This window comes from Betaproteobacteria bacterium (assembly GCA_016194905.1).
Lineage (GTDB): Bacteria > Pseudomonadota > Gammaproteobacteria > Burkholderiales > JACQAP01 > JACQAP01.
In genome coordinates, this window is sequence record JACQAP010000019.1 from 348,621 (window position 1) to 367,594 (window position 18,974).

Consider the following 18,974-nt stretch of genomic DNA (forward strand, 5'->3'; position numbering starts at 1 on the left):
ACCTATTTTGATAGCGAGGAGAAATCAATGCGAATTCGACTAACTGCAATCGCCGCCGCACTTGCCGCGTGCACGATCGCGGCCGCCGCCCATGCGCAGAACACCGCCGATGTTGTGCAGCGCGACGTGAACCAGCAGAACCGCATCGAGCAAGGCCTGAAATCCGGCGAACTGACGACGAAGGAAGCCGGCAAGCTCGAGCGCGAAGAATCGCACATCGACAAGATGGAATCGAATGCGCTGAGGGACGGCAAAATGACCAATGCGGAAAAGCGCCGCATCGAACGCGCTGAAAATCAGGCGAGCAAGGATATTTATCGCGAGAAGCACGACGCCCAGACCGGTAATCCGAATTCCGCGTCGTCACAGCGCATGCAAGCCGACGTGCAGCGCAACGCCAATCAGGAGCAGCGCATTGAAAACGGCGTCAAGAACGGATCGTTGACCAACCGCGAGGCCGCAAACCTCGAGCGCGGACAGGCACGCGTCGATCGCAAGGAGGCAAGCGCCGCCGCAGACGGCCATGTGGGTGTCGGCGAGCAACGGCGCGTCCAGTCCGCGGAGAACCGCCAGAGCAGACGCATCCATCGCGAAAAGCACAACGACCGCGAGCGCAACTGAGTTCCAGGCAGCACAAATAAAGCCGCAGGGTGCCAGCCCTGCGGCTTTTTTGTTTGCGATGGAATCTACTTGCTCGCGCTTACGCCCGCACCGGTGCCAGCAACCTGCACATTCGGACGATAACCCGACGGTTTGTCGCCCACGGTGGCGCCACCGTGCAGCATCGCCTGGATCTCGTTGCTGAAGAAGGTGTACGGGAACCGCACCTGCGGTGCGCTGACGGCATCGAGCCGCGCGACGAGCTCGGCCGGCAAGGAGAAATCGAGCGCCTGCAGGGTATCGTCGAGCTGCGCGAGTTTCGTTGCGCCGAGGATGACCGACGCCACCGCCGGCCGGTTTGCGACCCAGTTGATCGCGACCTGAGCCATCGGCCGGCCGACAGCCTTCGCAACGGCTTCCAGTTCGGCCACGATGCGCCAGTTCTGTTCGGTGAATTTCGCAAAGGCGGGATTGCTGGTGCCCTGCATGGTCTTCAGTCTTCCGTGGGCAAGCGTCGAAGCATCTTTGCCCGGCCGGTATTTGCCGCTCAGCAGACCGCTGCCCAGCGGGCTCCACACCATGATGCCCATGCCGTTGTCGGCAGCCAGCCGGGTGTATTCGAATTCCAGGTTGCGTTCGACCAGCGAATATTCCAGTTGCAGTGCGCTCGCCGGCTCATAGCCTCGAAACTCGGCGACGGTTTGCGCGCGCGATGCATACCAGGCCGGCACGTCGCTTAAGCCGACGTGGCGCACCTTGCCCTGGCTGACCAGATCGTCGAACGTGCGCATGACTTCTTCGGCAGGCGTGACCTGGTCCCAGGTATGCAGCAGATAGAGGTCGATGTAGTCGGTCTTGAGCCGGCGTAGCGAACCCTCCACCGCACGCAGGATGTTCTTGCGGCCGTTGCCGCCGGCATTCGGATTGCCGGGTTGCGCGTTGTAGCTGAACTTGCTCGCCAGCACGACCTGGTCCCTGGCCTTGCGCTCCGCGATGAACTCGCCGAGCCATTGCTCGCTGGTGCCGCCGGTGTAGAGGTCGGCGGTATCGATGAAGTTTCCGCCGGCGTCGAGGTAACGGTTGAACATGGCGCGGGCGGTCACGGATCTTCTCGAGGCCACCGACCTGCTGAACCGCTACCGTGAGCGCCCGGCGGGCCTGCTGCGCATCAATCTTTCACGGCTGGCTTACGTGATGCTTTTCCGCAAGGTGCTGCCGGCGTTTCTCACCAGCTACCCGGAAATCCAGGTCGAGCTGTCGCTGGACGAAGGCTTCGCCGATATCGTCGGCGACGGATTCGATGCCGGCATCCGCCTTGGCGAATCGGTGCAGAAGGACATGGTGGCCGTGCCTGTCGGCGGCGAAGTCCAGGTCGTCGTAGTCGGGTCGCCGGAGTATTTCCGGCGCTTGAAGCCGCCGAAGACGCTCGAGGATCTCAAGCAACACAACTGCATTCGTTTCCGCTATGTCACCAGCGGCGCAATCTACCGCTGGGAATTCGTCGACAAAGGACGCGACGTCGAATTCGAGACGAAAGGCAATCTCACGATCAACGACGCGGTCATGGCGACGCAGGCTGCGCTCGAAGGCGTTGGCCTGCTATACACCTACGAAAGCGCGGTGGCGGAGTATCTGAGGGACAAACGGCTGCGCAAAGTGCTCGAACCCTACTGCCCGCGCTATCCGGGCTTCTATCTTTACTACCCCTCGAGAAAGCACATGCCGCTGAAGCTGCGGCGCTTCATCGATTTCGTGTCCGAAAAGCTGTCATAGGCCGGCGCCTGGCTGTTCCTTCTTGCCTGCAGGTCTGCGCGGCTTCGCTTTCTTGGCCTCCTTCGACGGCGGAGGCGCATCGAGACGCAGGCTGGCGTAACTGCCCGGCGCGTCTTCAATGAGCTTCAGTCCGGCGCCGGGGATGCGCGCCGTCACCTTCTCGCCGCCGAAGGCGGCGATCCATGCGCTCCAGTCGGTCCACCAGGATCCGGGATGCTTCTCGGCGGTGGACAGCCATTCGTCCGCGGTATCGCGTAGCCTGTCGTTGGTCCAGTACCAGTATTTGTTTGCCGACGGCGGGTTGACGACGCCGGCGATATGGCCGGAGCCGCCGAGCGTAAACCGCACCGGGCCGTTCAACAACTGGGCGCCGAGGTAAGTTGTCTTCCACGGCGCAATGTGGTCTTCGATCGTGGAGATGAAATAGGCCGGGACATCGATTCTCGACAGGTCTATCGGTTCACCGGCCAGCGTAATGCCGCAGGGTTCGCGCAATTTGTTCCCGATGTACATGTTGCGCAAATAGAAAGTATGCATCTTTGCCGGCATGCGGGTCGCATCCGAATTCCAGTACAGCAGGTCGAACGGAAACGGTTCCTTTCCCAACAGGTAGTTGTTTACCACGAAGGACCAGATCAGATCGTTGGCGCGCAACATGTTGAAGGTCGACGCCATGTCGGAGCCCTCCAGGTAGCCTCGCTCCGCCATTTTCTTCTCGAGGTTGTCGACCGCTTCCTCGTCGACGAACACGCCCAGTTCGCCGGGTTCCGAGAAATCGATCAGCGTGGTGAAAAAGGTAACGCTTTTCACCCGGCGTTCACCTTTTGCTGCCATCCACGCCAGCAGGGACGCGGTGAGCGTGCCGCCCAGGCAATAGCCGATCATGTTGATCTCGTGTTCGCCGGTCGCTTTTTCTATCGCATCCAGCGCGGCGCGCGGACCCTCCAGCAGGTAATCGTCGAAGGTCTTGTTCGCGTGCTTTTCGTCCGGGTTCACCCAGGAAATCACGAATACCGTGATGCCCTGGTCCAGCGCGAAGCGGATGAAGGAATTCTTCTCCCGCAGGTCGAGGATGTAATACTTGTTGATCCAGGGCGGCACAATCAGCAGCGGAGTCTTGTAGACCTCGCTCGTGGTCGGCTGGTACTGGATCAGCTGCATCAGGTCATTCTGGAATACCACCTTGCCGGGCGTGCTGGCGACGTCCTCGCCCATCTTGAACGCTTTGGGGTCGGTCATACTGATGGCCAGCTTGCCGTCGCCGCGATCGATGTCCTGCAGCAGATGATTGAGGCCGTCAAGCAGATTCTTGCCGCCGGTCTCGATCGTGGTTTTAAGCACCTCCGGATTGGTCAACACGAAATTGGTCGGCGCGAGCGCGTCGATGTACTGCCGGGTGAAGAACTTCACCTTGCGCGCCGTCTGGGGATCGAGCCCTTCGACTTCAGACACCGATTTCTGGATATTCTGCGCGGCGATCAGATACGACTGCTTGATGTAATCGAACACCAGGTTGTTCTGCCACAACGCGCTCGTGAAACGGTTGTCTGACTTGCCGGGTTCCGCCACTGCTGGCGCTTCGCCGCCCGAGGCCTTGAGCACGGTGTTCTGCCAGAGCGAGAAATAGTCCTGCCACATGCGCAGCGACATCTCCGCCAGCTTGAACGGATCGCTCATCAGCTTGCCCGCGAGTTCGGAGAAGGCCTTGCCGACACCGAGTTCATCGGTCGGCTCCTCACCGGCATGCCTGGCCTGTTCGGCGAGGCGGGTTTCGACCAGATGTTTGCTGCGCAGCGCAATTTCCGCGAAGATTCTCGCGATGTCGGTCGGATCGGTGGATGCGGGCTGGGCGGGTTTTTCTTCGGCCATGTGGCTAAGCTAGGGCGAAGTTCGAAACAGTGCAAGCCCGATGACGATTTAGCGCGCTTGCGTGTTGTAAGTCTTGAACTTTTCCACGACGACGGCCATCTCGTCATCGGACAGGAGATCGGGCTTGCCGATCTGCAGCGCGCGCCAGTATTGCTCGCACAACGCTTCGACCTCGACGGCCAGCGCCAGCGCGCCCTGGAGGCTCTCGCCGGTTGCAATCATGCCGTGGTTCGCCAGCAGGCACGCCTTGCGGCCCCCCAGTGCCCCGAGCGCATTGTCGGAAAGCGTTTGCGTGCCGAAGGTTGCGTAAGGCGCGCAGCGTATGCTGTTGCCGCCGGCCACAGCCACCATGTAGTGGAAAGCCGGAACGGCCATCCCGAGACAGGCCAGCGTCGTCGCGAAGCTCGAGTGCGTGTGAACCACTGCGTTGACGTCACTCTTGTGCCGATAGATATCGAAGTGGAAACGCCATTCGGAAGAAGGCGCGCGTTTCCCTTTTGCCTTAGCCTTCCCGTCGATGAAGACGATATCGGTCGGCTTCGTTTCCTCGTAGGGTAATTCGGAAGGCGTTACCAGAAAGCCATCTTTCCAGCGCGCGCTGACATTGCCCGACTTGCCGCGATTGATGCCGAGAGAGTTCATCCGAAGTGCAGTAGCGATGATCTGCTTTCTCAGGTGCAGTTCGGTCATGTTCAGGCGACCTTCCTGTGATACAGGTCATGAAGGCCTTCCCAGCTCGCCGGTGCGATACCACGGTCAGTGATGATCGCCGTGACCAGCCGCGCGGGCGTGACATCGAAGGCCGGATTGGCCGTATGCGTCCCATCCGGCGCGATCCGCGCGTGCGCGATCCGATTGTCGGAGTCCATCGCCTGCATCGTCGTCACTTCTGCGCTGCTGCGCTCCTCGATCGGGATTTCCCGCAAAGCGTCATGGATGTCCCAGTCGATGGTCGGTGAGGGAACGGCGGCATAGAACGGAACAGCGCAATCTTTAGCGGCAAGCGCCTTAAGGTAGGTGCCGATCTTGTTGCAGACGTCTCCCGCTGCCGTGACGCGATCGGCACCGACGATCACGAGATCCACCTGCCCGTGCTGCATCAGGTGTCCGCCGGCGTTGTCGGCGATCAGCGTATTCGGCACGCCATGCTGGGAAAGTTCCCACGCGGTCAGCAACCCCTGGTTGCGCGGCCGGGTTTCGTCAACCCAGACATGAACCGGAATGCCTTCGTCGTGCGCGATATAAATCGGAGCGAGCGCCGTGCCGACATCCACCGTCGCCAGCCAGCCGGCATTGCAATGCGTCAGCACATTTACACTGCCCTTCCGGTTTGCAACGCCACGGAGTAATTCCAGTCCATAGCGGCCGATGGACAGATTGCACGCTACGTCTTCGTCTGCAATTTTCTCCGCTTCCATCCAGGCCGCATCGGCGCGAGCCGGCGACATGATCGTTTGCATCCGTCGGGTCATGCGCTCGATCGCCCAGCGCAGGTTCACCGCAGTCGGGCGCGCGTTGCCGAGCAGCTCCGCAGCAAGCTGCAAGTTGGCGTCGGAAGCGTCGGCAGACATCGCCAGCGCGATGCCATAAGCGGCGGTCGTCCCGATCAGCGGAGCGCCACGCACCTGCATCGAACGGATCGCATGCGCGATTTCATCGCAGTCGGAAAGCCGCAGCGTATGGAATTCGAAGGGCAAGCGCGTCTGGTCGACAATTGCGACGCGCTCTGCTTCGCGCCAGACGCTGCGGTACGGAACCCCCGCGACTTTCATCTGACCTGCCTGAGGAAGCGGTAAACGCCATCGGCATCGCGCGATCGCGAAAGCTTTCCCTGAAGCCAGAGGTAATTCAGGTGTGCGATCGACTCGCCCATGGCGAAAAAGGTCTGATGCGTGTCGAGCGTGCGCCGGAACAGCACCGGCAGCAGGTCCGCCGCGGAACGAGGTTGTGAACAGGACTCGAGCACCTCCGCCAAACGGTCGCGATGATGGTCATGCAGCATTTGCACGCGGTGATGCGCGCCGCGGAAGGGAAGGCCGTGCGACGGAAGCACCAGCGTATCGGCGGGAAGTTCGGTGAAGCGATCGATCGAGCGCAGGAACAGCCTGAGAGGATCGCTCTCCGGCTTGGTCGGCCAGACACTGATGTTGGTGCTGATCTTCGGCAAGAGCATGTCGCCCGATATCAGCACGCCGAGCGACTTGCAGTAGAGCGCGGCGTGCTCGGGAGCATGGCCGTAACCGATGATTACGCGCCATGCGTTGCCGCCTATCTCGATTTCGTCGCCGTCCAGCATGCGCACGAAGCGGCTTGGCGGTTCTCCCACGACCTTGCGGTACGAATTGCCTCGCCTGGAGATGCCCGACACGCGTTCCGCATCGAGACCGTGTTCCGAAAACAGGGCCGCGGTCGCATCCGACCCGAACCCGGCCAGCGTCTCGTATTGCGCATGGGCAGTCAGGTATTCCGTCTCGGTCATCCACAGCGGCGCCGCGAAGCGCTGCGTAAGCCAGCCGGCGTTGCCGAAATGGTCGGGATGGAAATGCGTCACCAGTACGCGCGTCATCGCCGCACCGCCGAGGACTTTGGCGAAGATCGTCTCCCAATGAGCCCGCGTATCGTCCAGGCCGATACCGCAGTCCACCGCGGTCCACCCTTCGGCGTCGCGCAACAGCCAGAGATTGATGTGATTCAGCGCGAACGGCAGCGGCATGCGTAGCCAGTAGAGTCCGGGTGCAACCTCGCAAACGCTGCCGGCAGTTGGCGGTTGTGCGAAAGGGAAACTCATCGAGTTGGCAACGTCGACGGCCGCCGGGAGAACGGATGTCTGCATGAACTGATACCAGTGAAAGGATGGGCCGCGCTATAGTTGGATTCTACTTGACGCTTACGTAAACTGCCGCACGTATGGCCGACGCTACTTACACTATTACGGAACTCGCACGCGAATTCGGCCTGACCACTCGCGCGATCCGTTTCTACGAAGACCACGGACTGATCGCCCCCACGCGCGCAGGCCGCAACCGGGTCTACGGCAATCGCGACAAGGTGCGCCTGAAACTCACGTTGCGCGGAAAACGGCTGGGATTGTCGCTGTCCGAAATCCGTGAACTGATCGACATGTACGACGCGGCGAAAGACGAGCACGCACAGGTCGAGCGTCTCCAGCAGGTGCTGCGGAAACGCCGCAGCATTCTGGAACAGCAACGCGAAGACATAGAAGTCGTGCTGGGTGAAATTGCTGCGTTCGAAGAGCAGTGCCGCAAATTCCTGGATGGCAACGACAAAACCTCGCCGCGGAAGGTGAAGATTGCTCGGAAAGGACATGCAAATAGTTGATTTTCATTATTTGTTGCGCAACAAATCGGGCTGTTTGGCAAGTGTGTGAACTGCTCGGCCTGTGCTGCATTGACCGCTACTAACTAACTGACCGGCAATACTTTGCCTGTCAAAAGCAATAACAAATTGACGTTGACGTAAACGTCAATTAAAGTCGGCCTTCAACGGAGGTCGCATGCCCGGCTTCGAGCCCAGAAATCCTGCGTATGCGGAGCGCGTTCAATCGAGCTTCGACCGTCAGCAGGTCATGACACTGCTCGGCGCGAAGCTGACGCGGCTGGCGCCGGGCGAATGCGAAATCCAGCTCCCGTTCAAACCCGAGTTAACCCAGCAGCATGGCTATTTTCACGGCGGCATCATCGGTACCATCGCAGACTCGGCAGGCGGCTATGCGGGCTTCACGCTTATGCCCGAGGATGCCAGCGTGCTGACGGTCGAGTACAAGATGAATCTGCTTGCGCCCGGCGATGGCGACCTGCTGATCGCGCACGGACGTGTGTTGAAGTCGGGGCGCACACTGGTGGTTTCGCAAGTCGACGCTTTTGTGATGAAAGGCGGACGCGAAACGCTTTGCGCCACGCTGCTGCAGACCCTGATGACCATGCGCGGAAGGCCAGATCTATGAACAGTCCGGAGAAACTAGCGATGGCTTCCTTCCCCACTCTCGATTTCGATCTCGGGCAGGACATCGAAATGCTGCGCGACACCGTGCAGAACTTCGCGGCCCACGAGATCGCGCCGCGTGCCGCGGATACAGACCAGCGCAACGAATTCCCGATGGACTTGTGGCGCAAGCTGGGGGACCTGGGCTTGCTCGGCATCACCGTTGGAGAAGAGTACGGCGGCACCAGCCTGGGCTATCTTGCGCATGTGGTGGCGATGGAAGAGGTTTCGCGTGCCTCGGCCTCGGTCGGATTGTCCTACGGCGCGCACTCCAACCTGTGCGTGAACCAGATCGGCCGCAACGGAACCGAAGCGCAGAAGCGCCACTATCTTCCCCGGCTGATTTCCGGCGAGCACGTCGGCGCGCTGGCGATGAGCGAGCCGAACTCCGGTTCCGACGTGGTCAGCATGAAGCTGCGCGCGGACAAGCGGGGCGACCTTTACGTTCTCAATGGTAACAAGATGTGGATCACGAACGGACCGGACGCCGACGTACTGGTGGTTTACGCGAAGACCGATGTCGCCGCCGGGCCGAAGGGCATCACCGCTTTCCTGATCGAGAAATCCTTCAAGGGCTTCTCCACCGCGCAGAAACTCGACAAGCTCGGCATGCGCGGTTCGAATACCTGCGAACTGGTATTCCGCGATTGCGAAGTGCCGGCGGAAAACGTGCTGGGCGAAGTCAACCGCGGCGTGCAGGTGCTGATGAGCGGCCTGGACTACGAGCGCACCGTGCTAGCCGGCGGACCAGTCGGCATCATGCAGGCGTGCATGGATGTCGTCATGCCCTACCTGCACCAGCGCGTGCAGTTCGGCCAATCGATCGGCGAGTTCCAGCTCATGCAAGGCAAAGTCGCCGACATGTATACGACGATGAATGCCTGCAAAGCGTATGTCTATGCCGTGGCGAGAGCCTGCGATCGCGGCCGCACAACCCGCAAGGATTCGGCGGGCGCCATTTTGTACGCAGCGGAAAAAGCGACCTGGATGGCGGGCGAAGCGATCCAGGCACTTGGCGGCAACGGCTACATCAACGAATACGCCACCGGTCGGCTCTGGCGCGACGCGAAGCTCTACGAAATCGGCGCGGGAACTTCGGAAATCCGGCGCATGCTGATCGGCCGCGAGCTTTTCAACGAAACCCGATAACGCCTCGCGCATGACCGCTGTCACGAATCAGACACAACAGGATCTCGCGTTTCTCATCGCGCAGGGCACGCTTGACGGCTTCAACCGCCACTACCGCCTGTTTCGCGAAACCAGCCGCTATGCGAAATCCCTGTTCGAGGCGGGACAATGGACGGAAATCCAGCGCATCTCGCGCGAGCGCATCCAGTTCTACGATCGCCGCATCACGGAAACGGTCGAATACCTGCAGCGGCGCTTCAACACCGATCAGCTCCCGGATGCGATCTGGCAGCAGGTGAAACTTCATTACACCGGGTTGCTGACCAATCACAAGCAGCCGGAACTGGCCGAAAGCTTCTTTAATTCGGTGACCTGCCGCATTCTGCATCGCAATTACTATCACAACGATTTCCTGTTCGTGCGTCCAGCGCTGTCGACCGAGCACATCGATTCCGATCCGCCCACGTATCGAAGCTACTACCCATCCAGGGACGGCCTGCGCGCAACTATTGCGCGAGTCCTGCGCGACTTCGGTTTGCGCAACCCATTCCGGAATCTGAACCGCGATACCCGCTGGCTGCTGCGCGCCGTGCGTGCGCACCTCGGGCGACCGATCGTGCTGGAAGCCAATCACCAGATCCAGGTGCTCTCGTCGCCATTCTTCCGCAACAAGGGTGCATACGTGATAGGAAAGATCGTCAACGGCAATCGCGAAATCCCGTTCGCGATCGCGATCCTGCGCAATGGCGACGGCAGCATTTATCTCGATACCATCCTGCTCGACGGCGAGTACTTGGCCATCCTGTTCGGATTCAGCCGCGCCTATTTCATGGTGGATATGGAAGTGCCGTCGGGTTATGTGGAATTTTTGAAGAGCCTGCTGCCGAACAAGCCGGCCGCAGAGATCTACACGGTGCTCGGCCTGCAGAAGCACGGCAAGACGCTCTTCTACCGCGATTTCCTGCATCACCTGAAACATTCCGGCGACAGGTTCGTAGCCGCGCCGGGCATACGCGGGCTGGTCATGCTGGTGTTCACGTTGCCGTCCTATCCGTACGTGTTCAAGGTCATCAAGGATGTCATCTCGCCGCCGAAGGACACCACGCGCCAGCAGGTCAAGGACAAGTATCTGCTGGTCAAGTATCACGACCGCGTCGGGCGCATGGCCGACACGCTCGAGTATGCGGATGTGGCGTTCCCGAAGGAACGCTTCGCTGCGGAGTTGCTGGAGGAATTGCGGCGCCTGGCACCCTCGGTGATCGAAGAAGAAGGAGACACGCTGATCGTGAAACATCTGTATATCGAGCGCCGCATGATCCCGCTGAACATGTACCTGGACGACGCCGGCGATGACAAGCTGGTACATGCGGTCCGCGAATACGGCGATGCGATCCGGCAACTCGCTGCGGCGAATATTTTCCCGGGCGACATGCTGTTCAAGAATTTCGGTGTAACGCGCTTTGGCCGCGTCGTGTTCTACGACTACGACGAAATCGCCTACATGACGGACTGCAACTTTCGCCGCATGCCGCAGCCGCGCACGCCGGAGGACGAGTTCGCCGCCGAACCCTGGTACCCGGTCGGAGCCGACGACATCTTCCCGGAGGAATTCGCGGCTTTCCTGCTGGGCGATTCCCGTGTACGCGAAGTATTTCTTGAACGTCATCGGGAACTGCTCGATGCCGATTTCTGGACGGCCACGCAGCGCCGGATCGCGGCGGGGCATGTCGAAGATGTGTTTCCCTATCCCGAGACGTTGCGCTTCCGGCGCCGCTTCGGCCCCGGCGCCAATTTGCAACAAGGAGACTAATGTCATGGCAACCGACCCGATCGTCATCGTTTCTGTCGCGCGCACCCCCATGGGCGCGATGCAGGGCGAACTGAAGGACTTCGCAGCGCAGCAACTGGGTGCCGCAGCCATCCGTGCCGCGCTGGAGCGCGCCGGCATGAAGCCGGAGCAAGTGCAGGAAGTCATCATGGGCTGCGTGCTGCCGGCGGGCCAAGGGCAGGCGCCGGCGCGCCAGGCCTCGCTCGGGGCCGGACTGCCGCTGTCCGCGGGCTGCACGACCGTCAACAAGATGTGCGGATCAGGTATGAAGGCCGCGATGTTCGCCAATGACCTGCTGGCCGCCGGCACGAACGACATCATGGTGGCAGGCGGCATGGAGAGCATGAGCAACGCGCCTTACCTGTTGCCGAAGGCGCGCACCGGCTACCGGATGGGCCACCAGCAGGTGATCGACCATATGTTTCTCGACGGACTGGAGGACGCCTACGACAAGGGACGGCTGATGGGGACCTTCGCCGAGGACTGCGCGACGAAGTTCGCTTTCACGCGCGAGGAGCAGGACCGTTTTGCGATTACCTCGCTGGAGCGCGCGCAGAAAGCGAACAAGGACGGTTCGTTCGCCTGGGAAACCGTACCGATGGCCATCAAGGCCGGCAAGGACGAGCGTTTCATCGAGCACGACGAACAGCCGTTCAAGGCCAACTTCGACAAGATTCCGTTGCTCAAACCCGCGTTTCGCAAGGATGGCACCGTCACTGCGGCGAATTCCAGTTCGATCTCGGACGGTGCCGCGGCGATGGTCATGATGCGGCGCTCGACGTCCGACAAGCTGGGCTTGAAGCCGCTCGCGACCGTCGTCGGTCATTCGACGCACGCGCAGGAACCGGGTTTGTTCACGACCGCGCCGGTGGGCGCGATCCAGAAACTGTTCGACAAGACCGGCTGGACGGCGCGCAAAGTGGATCTCTACGAGATCAACGAAGCATTCGCGGTGGTGACCATGGCCGCGATGCGGGAGCACAAGCTGGCGCACGAGAAAGTGAACATCCACGGCGGGGCCTGCGCACTGGGACACCCGATCGGTGCGTCCGGCGCGCGCATCCTGGTCACGCTGATCGGCGCGCTTAGGAAGAATGGTTTGAAACGCGGCGTCGCGAGCCTGTGCATAGGCGGCGGGGAAGCCACTGCCATGGCTGTTGAACTAATTTAAACCCAACACAGCGGCTTCAGCCGTAAGTGTTTCACCTTAAGGCACAGAGAAAAGCTAGAGAACACAGAGAAAAACGGAAGGGAAATGAAGCTTTGACTCCAGGGGTGAGTTGCGGTCATCTCTTTCCGTCATTGCTTTTTAGTTCTCTGTGTTCTCCGTGCCCTCTGTGCCTCCGTGTTGGGTGTTGATCTGAGCAGGAGAGGAGATGGAATGGCGAATAAAAAAATAGGCTTCATCGGCGTCGGCCTGATGGGCCACGGCATGGCGAAGAACCTGGTGGAGAAAGGTTTCCCGATGACCGTGCTCGGCCACAAGAATCGCGCGCCGGTCGAGGACTTGATCAAGCGCGGCGCGAAGGAAGCGAAGGACGTTGCGGAACTGGTCAAAGTCAGTGAGATCGTCTTCCTGTGCGTGACCGGATCGCCGCAGGTGGAAGATCTGATTTATCGGAAGGGCGGCATTCTCGACATTGCCGCTTCCGGCCAGATCGTTGTGGACACCTCGACCAGCCAGCCCGGTTCAACGCTGAAGATCGCGGCGGACCTCAAAGCGAAAAGCGTGCGCTTCGCGGATGCGCCGCTGGCCCGTACCCCGGTGGAAGCGGAACAAGGCCGGCTGAACACCATGGTCGGCGCGGACGATGCGACTTTCGGGGAAATCGAGCCGGTGCTGAAGGCGTTCTGCGAGAACATTTTCCACGTCGGTGAAGTCGGCGCCGGCCACAAGATCAAACTGATCAACAATTGCGCTGCGATCGGCCAGATGGTGCTGATAGCCGAAGCGCTGAGCGCCTGTGCCAAGCTCGGCGTGGATCCGAAGAAGTATTTCGCGCTGGTTTCCAGCGGCGCGGCCAATTCCGGGATCTTCCAGATGTTGGCGGGCAAGGCGGTGGAAGGCGATTTCGGCGGCATGAAGTTCGGTCTCGCCAACGCGCTCAAGGACGTGCGCTACTACAACCAGATGGCAATGGAATTCGGCGTCGCCGGCGCGATGGCGGCGGCCACGCTGCAGACGCTGACCCAGGCCGTGAATCTGGGTTTCGGCGGACCGGAGCATCTGGTGGCATCGCTGGTGCCGGCGGTTGCGAAATTGAACAATACGACTTTCCCACCGAGATCTTAGGGACACAGACGAAAACAGAACGAAGGGCTTACCACGAAGGCACGAAGGATTCTTCACAATACCCCTCGAGGGGTACACGAAGTAAGGTAAATAGAAACAATATGAGGTTTTAGCTTTTCTTCGTGATCTTTGTGTCTTCGTGTTGAGATTTGCGGTTTCGATTTCGGTAAGTGGCAGATCAGAGGATAGATAAGAGATATGGCCAATCCGGTCCAGTTCTACTACGACTTCGCTTCGCCCTACGGCTACATGGCCGCGACGAAGATCTCCGCCCTCGCGGCGAAACACGGCCGCAGCGTCGAATGGAAACCGATCCTGCTCGGCGTGGTGTTCAAAGTGACCGGCGGCGTGCCGCTGCCCAGTGCGCCGCTGAAGGGCGACTACAGCCGCCGCGACATGGAACGCTCGGCGCGGCTGTTCAAAGTCCCGTTCAAACTGCCAAGCAAGTTTCCGATCGCGGGTCAGTCGCCGGCCAGGGTCATCTATTCGCTTGAATCGCAGGGCGCAGCTAGGCAGGAAGAGGTCACGCTTGCGTTGTATCGCGCCTACATGGTCGACGACCGCGACATCTCCAGTCCGGAAACGACGGCCGAGGTCGCCGCGTCCGTCGGTCTCGACCGGCAGAAGGTTCTCGACGTTATCGCCGATCCGGTGATGAAGGAAAAACTCAAGGTCGAAACCGAGGCCGCCATTCAGCGCGGCGTGTTCGGCTCGCCTTACATCGTCGTTGACGGTGAACCGTTCTGGGGCTTCGATCGTCTCGAACACGTCGATCGCTGGCTGCAGAACGGGGGCTGGTGAGGTGATGACCGAGTATCTGCTTTACGGTTTCGCGCAATCGGGGAATTCCTACAAGCCGGCGCTGTACCTCGAACTGGTCGGGGCGGACTGGACTCCGCGTTTCGTCGATTTCTTCAACGGCGAAACCAGAACGCCTGCATACCGCCAGATCAACGTCATGGGTGAAGTTCCCGTGTTGGAGCACAAGGGGCAACACCTGACCCAGTCCGGCGTCATCCTCGACTATCTGATCGAGCAGTTCGGAAAATACGGCTGGAACGATAACAACGAGCGCCGCGAGATCCTGCGCTGGCTGTTCTGGGACAACCACAAGCTCACCAGTTACACGGCGACTTACCGTTTCCTGCGCGTACTCATGCCGAACCCGAATCCGGTGGTCGTCGAGGAGTTCCGCAAACGCGCTGAAGCGAGCTGGAAGATCCTGGAGGCCCATCTGTCCGGCCGGCGCTACCTTGTCGGAGACCGGCTCTCGATCGCGGATATTTCCGGCTGCGCCTATCTCTTCTTCGAAGACGAACTCGGTGTGGACTGGAATCAGTATCCGAACGTCCGCGATTGGCTTCAACGCATCCGCTCCGAGCCGCGCTGGAAACATCCGTATCAACTCCTGCCGGGCCATCCCCTTCCAAAGCGACCTTGATCCACGATGACCGCGATCCAGACCAAACTCAATCCGCGCTCACCGGAATTCAAGGCCGGACGGGAGGCGATGTCGGCCCTGGTGTCCGATCTGCGCGAAAAGATCGGCCTCGTCGGCAAGGGCGGTGGCGAAGCCGCCCGCGAAAAACACGTCGGCCGCGGCAAACTGCTGCCGCGCGAACGCGTTCGCCGGTTGCTGGACGTTGGTTCACCTTTCCTGGAATTGTCGCAACTGGCGGCCTGGAACATGTACGACAACCAGGTGCCGGCCGCGGGAATCGTTACCGGAGTGGGACGGGTGTCCGGGCGCGAGTGCGTCGTGGTTGCGAATGATGCGACGGTGAAGGGCGGTACGTATTTCCCGATGACCGTGAAGAAGCACCTGCGCGCGCAGGAGATTGCGCAGCAGAACCATTTGCCATGCATCTATCTGGTCGATTCCGGCGGCGCGAATCTGCCGACCTGGGACGAAGTCTTTCCCGACCGTGATCATTTCGGCCGCATCTTCTACAACCAGGCCAACATGTCCGCACTCGGCATCCCGCAGATCGCCTGCGTGATGGGATCGTGCACCGCCGGCGGCGCCTACGTACCGGCGATGGCCGACGAGTCGATCATCGTCAGGAACCAAGGCACGATCTTCCTCGCCGGTCCGCCGCTGGTGAAAGCGGCCACCGGCGAAATCGTCAGTGCGGAAGAGCTGGGAGGTGCGGACGTGCATGCGCGCGTGTCGGGGGTGGCCGATCACTATGCGAACGACGATCCCCATGCGCTGGAGCTTACGCGGCGTATCGTTTCCCATCTGAATCGCAGGAAGGAAGTCCGGCTCGACCTGCGTCAACCGCGCGAGCCGCTGTACGACGTGGCGGAACTGCACGGCATCGTCCCCGCCGACACGCGCAAGTCCTTCGACGTTCGCGAAGTCATCGCGCGCGTCGTCGATGGCAGCGAACTCGACGAATTCAAGCCGCTCTACGGCACCACGCTGGTATGCGGTTTCGCGCACCTATGCGGTTATCCGGTCGGCATCGTCGCCAACAACGGCATCCTGTACTCGGAATCCGCGTTGAAAGGCGCGCACTTCATCGAACTGTGCGCGCAGCGCGGCATCCCGCTGGTGTTCCTGCAGAACATCACCGGCTTCATGGTCGGGAGGAAGGTCGAGGCCGGCGGCATCGCCAAGGACGGCGCCAAGCTGGTAACCGCCGTTTCCTGCGCGCGCGTGCCGAAGTTCACCGTCATCATCGGCGGCAGTTTCGGCGCGGGCAACTACGGCATGTGCGGCCGCGCCTATTCGCCGCGCTTTCTGTGGATGTGGCCGAACGCGCGTATCTCGGTGATGGGCGGCGAGCAGGCCGCGAGCGTGCTTGCGCAGGTCAGGCGCGACGGCCTCGAAAAAGCCGGCAAGACCTGGAGCAGCCAAGACGAAGAGGCTTTCAAGGCGCCGATCCGCGCGCAGTACGAACTCCAGGGCCATCCTTACTACGCCAGCGCCAGATTGTGGGACGATGGCGTGATCGATCCGGCCGATACCCGCATGGTGCTCGGTCTCGGCCTGTCGGCGGCGCTCAACGCGCCGATCGAAAAGACCAGCTTCGGCGTGTTCCGGATGTAGATTGTGGACGCACGCGCCGCATAACGGAACATGGAATCGATCTATCTCACCGAAGAGCATGTCGCGCTGCGCGAGCAGGTTGCGCGCTTCATCGCCAAGGAAGTCGAACCGCATGGCACGACATGGGAAGAACAGGGCTATGTCCCGCGCGAAGTCTTGCGCAAGATGGGCGAGCTGGGTTTTTTCGGCATTACTTACCCCGCCGAATACGGCGGTTCGGAAGCCGATGCGCTGACCTCGCTGGTGTTCGCCGAAGCACTGTCGCGCAGTACTTTCGGCGGATTCATCGTCACGGCACTGGTGCACTCAGACATGGCCTCGCCGCATCTGGTGAACGCCGGGTCCCGGGCGCAACTGGAAAAGTATCTGCCTGCGATCATTCGCGGCGAACGGATTACCGCGGTTGCGGTGACCGAACCGGATGCCGGATCCGACGTTGCCGGCATTCGCACCCGTGCCCGGCGCGATGGGACTGACTGGGTATTGAACGGCGCCAAGATGTTCATCACCAACGGCGTGCACGCCGATCTGTATTTCGTTGCGGCGCGCACCGGCCCGGACGCAAAGGGTTCCCGCGGCATTTCCATGTTCATCGTCGAGAAAGGCACCTCCGGCTTTCGCGTTGGCCGAGCGCTCAACAAGACCGGCTGGCTGTGTTCTGACACCGCGGAGTTGGTCTTCGAAGACTGCCGCGTGCCCGAGGAGAATCTGCTGGGCGAAGAGAACGCGGGATTCTATGCGGTGATGAAGAATTTTCAGCGGGAGCGCATTGCGGCCGCGGCAATGGCGGTCGGCAATGCTTTGACGTCGCTGCGGCTGACGATCGAATATGTGAAGAGCCGTAAGGCCTTCGGCAGCGTGTTGTTCGACAAACAGGTCATACGCCAGCGCCTGGCCATGCTCGAAGCAAAGACCCACGCAGCGCGGCAGTTTCTCTATCACTGCGGCTGGCTCGCTGCGCAGGAGCGCGAATGCGTACGTGAAGTCTCGATGCTGAAGGCACTGACCGGGGAACTGGCGAACGAGGTGGTTTACACCTGCCAGCAATTCCACGGCGGCATGGGCTACATGCGCGAATCGGCCATCGAGCGGCAGGCGCGCGACGCGCGCGTGCTGGCGATCGGCGGCGGTGCCACCGAAGTCATGCTCGAAGAAGTGGCCAAGCGTTTTGCGCCGGACTGACGAGACCGAAGACCCATGAACCTAAAAACTGCGATGAACCACGGAGGACACGGAGGAGAGGCAAGAGCAAAAAAATGCACGGGTTACACTGTATTCACTGATGATGATCCCTCGCGGCAAAAGTTGGCGGCGCAGGTTGCGAACAGGCACCTTCCTTTTAACGCCGATCGGCTTTTCGTCGTTTTGTTTTTCCTCCGTGTCCTAAAAGGGTACTCCACGCTTCGCGAGGGTATCCGTGGTGAAATGTTTTTTATGGGATGAATCAAGGAATGTTGCAAACCGATATCAGGGATGGCGTTGCGACGATACGCATGAATCGTCCCGATGTGCATAACGCCTTCGACGATGCTCTCGTCGCCGCGCTGACCGCAGAACTGCGCCGTCTCGACCAGTTGCCGGAAGCCCGGGTCATCGTGCTCGCGGCCAACGGCAAGAGCTTTTCCGCTGGAGCTGACCTCAACTGGATGCGGCGCATGGCGAAGTACTCCGAGGAGGAGAATCTTCGGGACGCCATGGCGCTCGCGGGCCTGATGCGTACGCTCGATGGCGTGAAAAAGCCGACGGTTGCGAGAGTGCAGGGCGCAGCATTCGGCGGCGGCGTCGGCCTGGTAGCCTGCTGCGATATCGCGATCGCCGGCACGGAAGCAGTTTTCTCGCTCTCGGAAGTCCGTCTCGGCTTGATTCCGTCGGTCATCAGTCCGTATGTCATCGCGGCGATCGGCGAGCGCGAGGCGCGACGCTATTTCCTGACTGCGGAGCGATTCGACGCCGTGGAAGCCAGGCGTATCGGCCTCGTGCACGATGTCGTCGACAGCGGCGCACTCGACGAAGCCGTAGCGAAAATTGCCGGACAACTGCTCAAAGGCGGGCCGCAGGCACTGGCTGCCGCCAAAAAACTGATCGCGGATGTGGGTCGGCGACCCATGGACGATGCACTGTCGGCCGAAACCGCGCGGCGCATAGCCGCCATACGCGTCGAGAGCGAAGGGCAGGAAGGCCTTGCCGCCTTCTTCGAGAAACGCAAACCGAACTGGAAATGAAAACCTTTCACCACGGATACCCTCGCGAAGCGTGGAGTACCCTTTTAGGACACGGCAGCTTCGGCCGTAAGTGCTGCGCCTTAAGGGCATGGAGGAAATACCGAATCGGGGGCCGTCGGCAAAGCAATCTTCCCCGGTTGTTCAAATGCAGGATCTGGGGCCTGGACTTTCTCCGTGTTCTCCGTGGTTCGCTCTGGAACTTCA

18 protein-coding genes are annotated in these 18,974 nt (G+C 60.7%); 13 read left to right on the forward strand and 5 right to left on the reverse strand.

What is annotated here, in order from left to right; genetic code table 11:
* Positions 1 to 27: 27 nt before the first annotated feature.
* Positions 28 to 621, forward strand: a complete 594-nt coding sequence (locus tag HY067_13050) for a hypothetical protein (protein MBI3528882.1) — start codon at positions 28 to 30, stop codon at positions 619 to 621.
* 65 nt (positions 622 to 686) lie between these two features.
* On the opposite strand, the gene HY067_13055 is transcribed toward HY067_13050, so the two are convergent.
* Positions 687 to 1,688 (reverse strand): aldo/keto reductase, encoded by a 1,002-nt coding sequence (locus HY067_13055; GenBank protein ID MBI3528883.1) that lies wholly within the window; start codon positions 1,686 to 1,688, stop codon positions 687 to 689.
* On the opposite strand from HY067_13055, the gene HY067_13060 reads away from it, so the two are divergent.
* Positions 1,687 to 2,373: a LysR family transcriptional regulator gene (locus HY067_13060; GenBank protein ID MBI3528884.1), complete on the forward strand. Its 687-nt coding sequence runs from the start codon at positions 1,687 to 1,689 to the stop codon at positions 2,371 to 2,373. The genes HY067_13055 and HY067_13060 overlap by 2 nt on opposite strands.
* On the opposite strand, the gene phaC is transcribed toward HY067_13060, so the two are convergent.
* The 4 genes from phaC to HY067_13080 are packed head-to-tail and all read right to left on the reverse strand — an operon-like array spanning position 2,368 to position 7,075.
* Positions 2,368 to 4,242, reverse strand: coding sequence for a class I poly(R)-hydroxyalkanoic acid synthase (phaC, locus tag HY067_13065; GenBank protein MBI3528885.1), 1,875 nt, complete (start codon positions 4,240 to 4,242; stop codon positions 2,368 to 2,370). The two genes, HY067_13060 and phaC, sit on opposite strands and share 6 nt — an antisense overlap.
* 48 nt (positions 4,243 to 4,290) lie before the next feature.
* Positions 4,291 to 4,932 (reverse strand): class II aldolase/adducin family protein, encoded by a 642-nt coding sequence (locus HY067_13070; GenBank protein MBI3528886.1) that lies wholly within the window; start codon positions 4,930 to 4,932, stop codon positions 4,291 to 4,293.
* Positions 4,933 to 4,934: 2 nt separating this feature from the next.
* Positions 4,935 to 6,014, reverse strand: a complete 1,080-nt coding sequence (gene mtnA / locus HY067_13075) for an S-methyl-5-thioribose-1-phosphate isomerase (protein MBI3528887.1) — start codon at positions 6,012 to 6,014, stop codon at positions 4,935 to 4,937.
* Entirely contained in the window at positions 6,011 to 7,075 is a 1,065-nt protein-coding gene (locus HY067_13080) for an MBL fold metallo-hydrolase (protein ID MBI3528888.1), read from the reverse strand. The genes mtnA and HY067_13080 overlap by 4 nt, the downstream gene beginning before the upstream one ends.
* Positions 7,076 to 7,149: 74 nt before the next feature.
* Here HY067_13080 and HY067_13085 point away from each other — a divergent pair, with 74 nt between their 5' ends.
* The 11 genes from HY067_13085 to HY067_13135 all read left to right on the forward strand — a co-directional run bounded on the left by HY067_13085 (position 7,150) and on the right by HY067_13135 (position 18,770).
* Positions 7,150 to 7,581, forward strand: coding sequence for a MerR family DNA-binding transcriptional regulator (locus tag HY067_13085; GenBank protein ID MBI3528889.1), 432 nt, complete (start codon positions 7,150 to 7,152; stop codon positions 7,579 to 7,581).
* A 175-nt stretch (positions 7,582 to 7,756) separates the two neighbouring features.
* Entirely contained in the window at positions 7,757 to 8,206 is a 450-nt protein-coding gene (locus HY067_13090; GenBank protein MBI3528890.1) for a PaaI family thioesterase, read from the forward strand.
* Positions 8,207 to 8,226: 20 nt separating this feature from the next.
* The gene (locus HY067_13095) at positions 8,227 to 9,393 is read left to right on the forward strand and encodes an isovaleryl-CoA dehydrogenase (protein ID MBI3528891.1); all 1,167 of its coding nucleotides are present in this window, start codon (positions 8,227 to 8,229) and stop codon (positions 9,391 to 9,393) included.
* A 10-nt stretch (positions 9,394 to 9,403) separates the two neighbouring features.
* On the forward strand, positions 9,404 to 11,182 hold the full coding sequence (gene aceK, locus HY067_13100) for a bifunctional isocitrate dehydrogenase kinase/phosphatase (protein ID MBI3528892.1): 1,779 nt from the start codon (positions 9,404 to 9,406) through the stop codon (positions 11,180 to 11,182).
* 4 nt (positions 11,183 to 11,186) lie between these two features.
* Complete coding sequence (locus HY067_13105) at positions 11,187 to 12,371, forward strand: acetyl-CoA C-acetyltransferase (protein MBI3528893.1); 1,185 nt, start codon at positions 11,187 to 11,189, stop codon at positions 12,369 to 12,371.
* Between the two features lie 210 nt (positions 12,372 to 12,581).
* A complete protein-coding gene (locus HY067_13110) occupies positions 12,582 to 13,493 on the forward strand; it encodes an NAD(P)-dependent oxidoreductase (GenBank protein ID MBI3528894.1) in 912 nt (303 codons plus the stop codon).
* A gap of 198 nt (positions 13,494 to 13,691) precedes the next feature.
* Entirely contained in the window at positions 13,692 to 14,294 is a 603-nt protein-coding gene (locus HY067_13115; GenBank protein ID MBI3528895.1) for a 2-hydroxychromene-2-carboxylate isomerase, read from the forward strand.
* A gap of 4 nt (positions 14,295 to 14,298) precedes the next feature.
* Positions 14,299 to 14,934 carry a glutathione S-transferase family protein gene (locus HY067_13120; protein MBI3528896.1) on the forward strand — a complete coding sequence of 212 codons (636 nt, stop codon included), beginning with the start codon at positions 14,299 to 14,301 and terminating at the stop codon, positions 14,932 to 14,934.
* Between the two features lie 6 nt (positions 14,935 to 14,940).
* Positions 14,941 to 16,548, forward strand: coding sequence for a methylcrotonoyl-CoA carboxylase (locus HY067_13125; protein MBI3528897.1), 1,608 nt, complete (start codon positions 14,941 to 14,943; stop codon positions 16,546 to 16,548).
* Positions 16,549 to 16,578: 30 nt separating this feature from the next.
* The gene (locus HY067_13130) at positions 16,579 to 17,730 is read left to right on the forward strand and encodes an acyl-CoA dehydrogenase family protein (GenBank protein ID MBI3528898.1); all 1,152 of its coding nucleotides are present in this window, start codon (positions 16,579 to 16,581) and stop codon (positions 17,728 to 17,730) included.
* Between the two features lie 257 nt (positions 17,731 to 17,987).
* Complete coding sequence (locus tag HY067_13135; GenBank protein ID MBI3528899.1) at positions 17,988 to 18,770, forward strand: enoyl-CoA hydratase/isomerase family protein; 783 nt, start codon at positions 17,988 to 17,990, stop codon at positions 18,768 to 18,770.
* Positions 18,771 to 18,974: the final 204 nt, after the last annotated feature.

Coding starts and splice junctions, on each gene's coding strand:
- HY067_13050 (MBI3528882.1), top strand. CDS start 28: ATGCGAATTCGACTAACTGCAATCGCCGCCGCACTTGCCGCGTGCACG.
- HY067_13060 (MBI3528884.1), top strand. CDS start 1,687: ATGGCGCGGGCGGTCACGGATCTTCTCGAGGCCACCGACCTGCTGAAC.
- HY067_13055 (MBI3528883.1), bottom strand. CDS start 1,688: ATGTTCAACCGTTACCTCGACGCCGGCGGAAACTTCATCGATACCGCC.
- phaC (MBI3528885.1), bottom strand. CDS start 4,242: ATGGCCGAAGAAAAACCCGCCCAGCCCGCATCCACCGATCCGACCGAC.
- HY067_13070 (MBI3528886.1), bottom strand. CDS start 4,932: ATGACCGAACTGCACCTGAGAAAGCAGATCATCGCTACTGCACTTCGG.
- mtnA (MBI3528887.1), bottom strand. CDS start 6,014: ATGAAAGTCGCGGGGGTTCCGTACCGCAGCGTCTGGCGCGAAGCAGAG.
- HY067_13080 (MBI3528888.1), bottom strand. CDS start 7,075: ATGCAGACATCCGTTCTCCCGGCGGCCGTCGACGTTGCCAACTCGATG.
- HY067_13085 (MBI3528889.1), top strand. CDS start 7,150: ATGGCCGACGCTACTTACACTATTACGGAACTCGCACGCGAATTCGGC.
- HY067_13090 (MBI3528890.1), top strand. CDS start 7,757: ATGCCCGGCTTCGAGCCCAGAAATCCTGCGTATGCGGAGCGCGTTCAA.
- HY067_13095 (MBI3528891.1), top strand. CDS start 8,227: ATGGCTTCCTTCCCCACTCTCGATTTCGATCTCGGGCAGGACATCGAA.
- aceK (MBI3528892.1), top strand. CDS start 9,404: ATGACCGCTGTCACGAATCAGACACAACAGGATCTCGCGTTTCTCATC.
- HY067_13105 (MBI3528893.1), top strand. CDS start 11,187: ATGGCAACCGACCCGATCGTCATCGTTTCTGTCGCGCGCACCCCCATG.
- HY067_13110 (MBI3528894.1), top strand. CDS start 12,582: ATGGCGAATAAAAAAATAGGCTTCATCGGCGTCGGCCTGATGGGCCAC.
- HY067_13115 (MBI3528895.1), top strand. CDS start 13,692: ATGGCCAATCCGGTCCAGTTCTACTACGACTTCGCTTCGCCCTACGGC.
- HY067_13120 (MBI3528896.1), top strand. CDS start 14,299: ATGACCGAGTATCTGCTTTACGGTTTCGCGCAATCGGGGAATTCCTAC.
- HY067_13125 (MBI3528897.1), top strand. CDS start 14,941: ATGACCGCGATCCAGACCAAACTCAATCCGCGCTCACCGGAATTCAAG.
- HY067_13130 (MBI3528898.1), top strand. CDS start 16,579: ATGGAATCGATCTATCTCACCGAAGAGCATGTCGCGCTGCGCGAGCAG.
- HY067_13135 (MBI3528899.1), top strand. CDS start 17,988: ATGAATCAAGGAATGTTGCAAACCGATATCAGGGATGGCGTTGCGACG.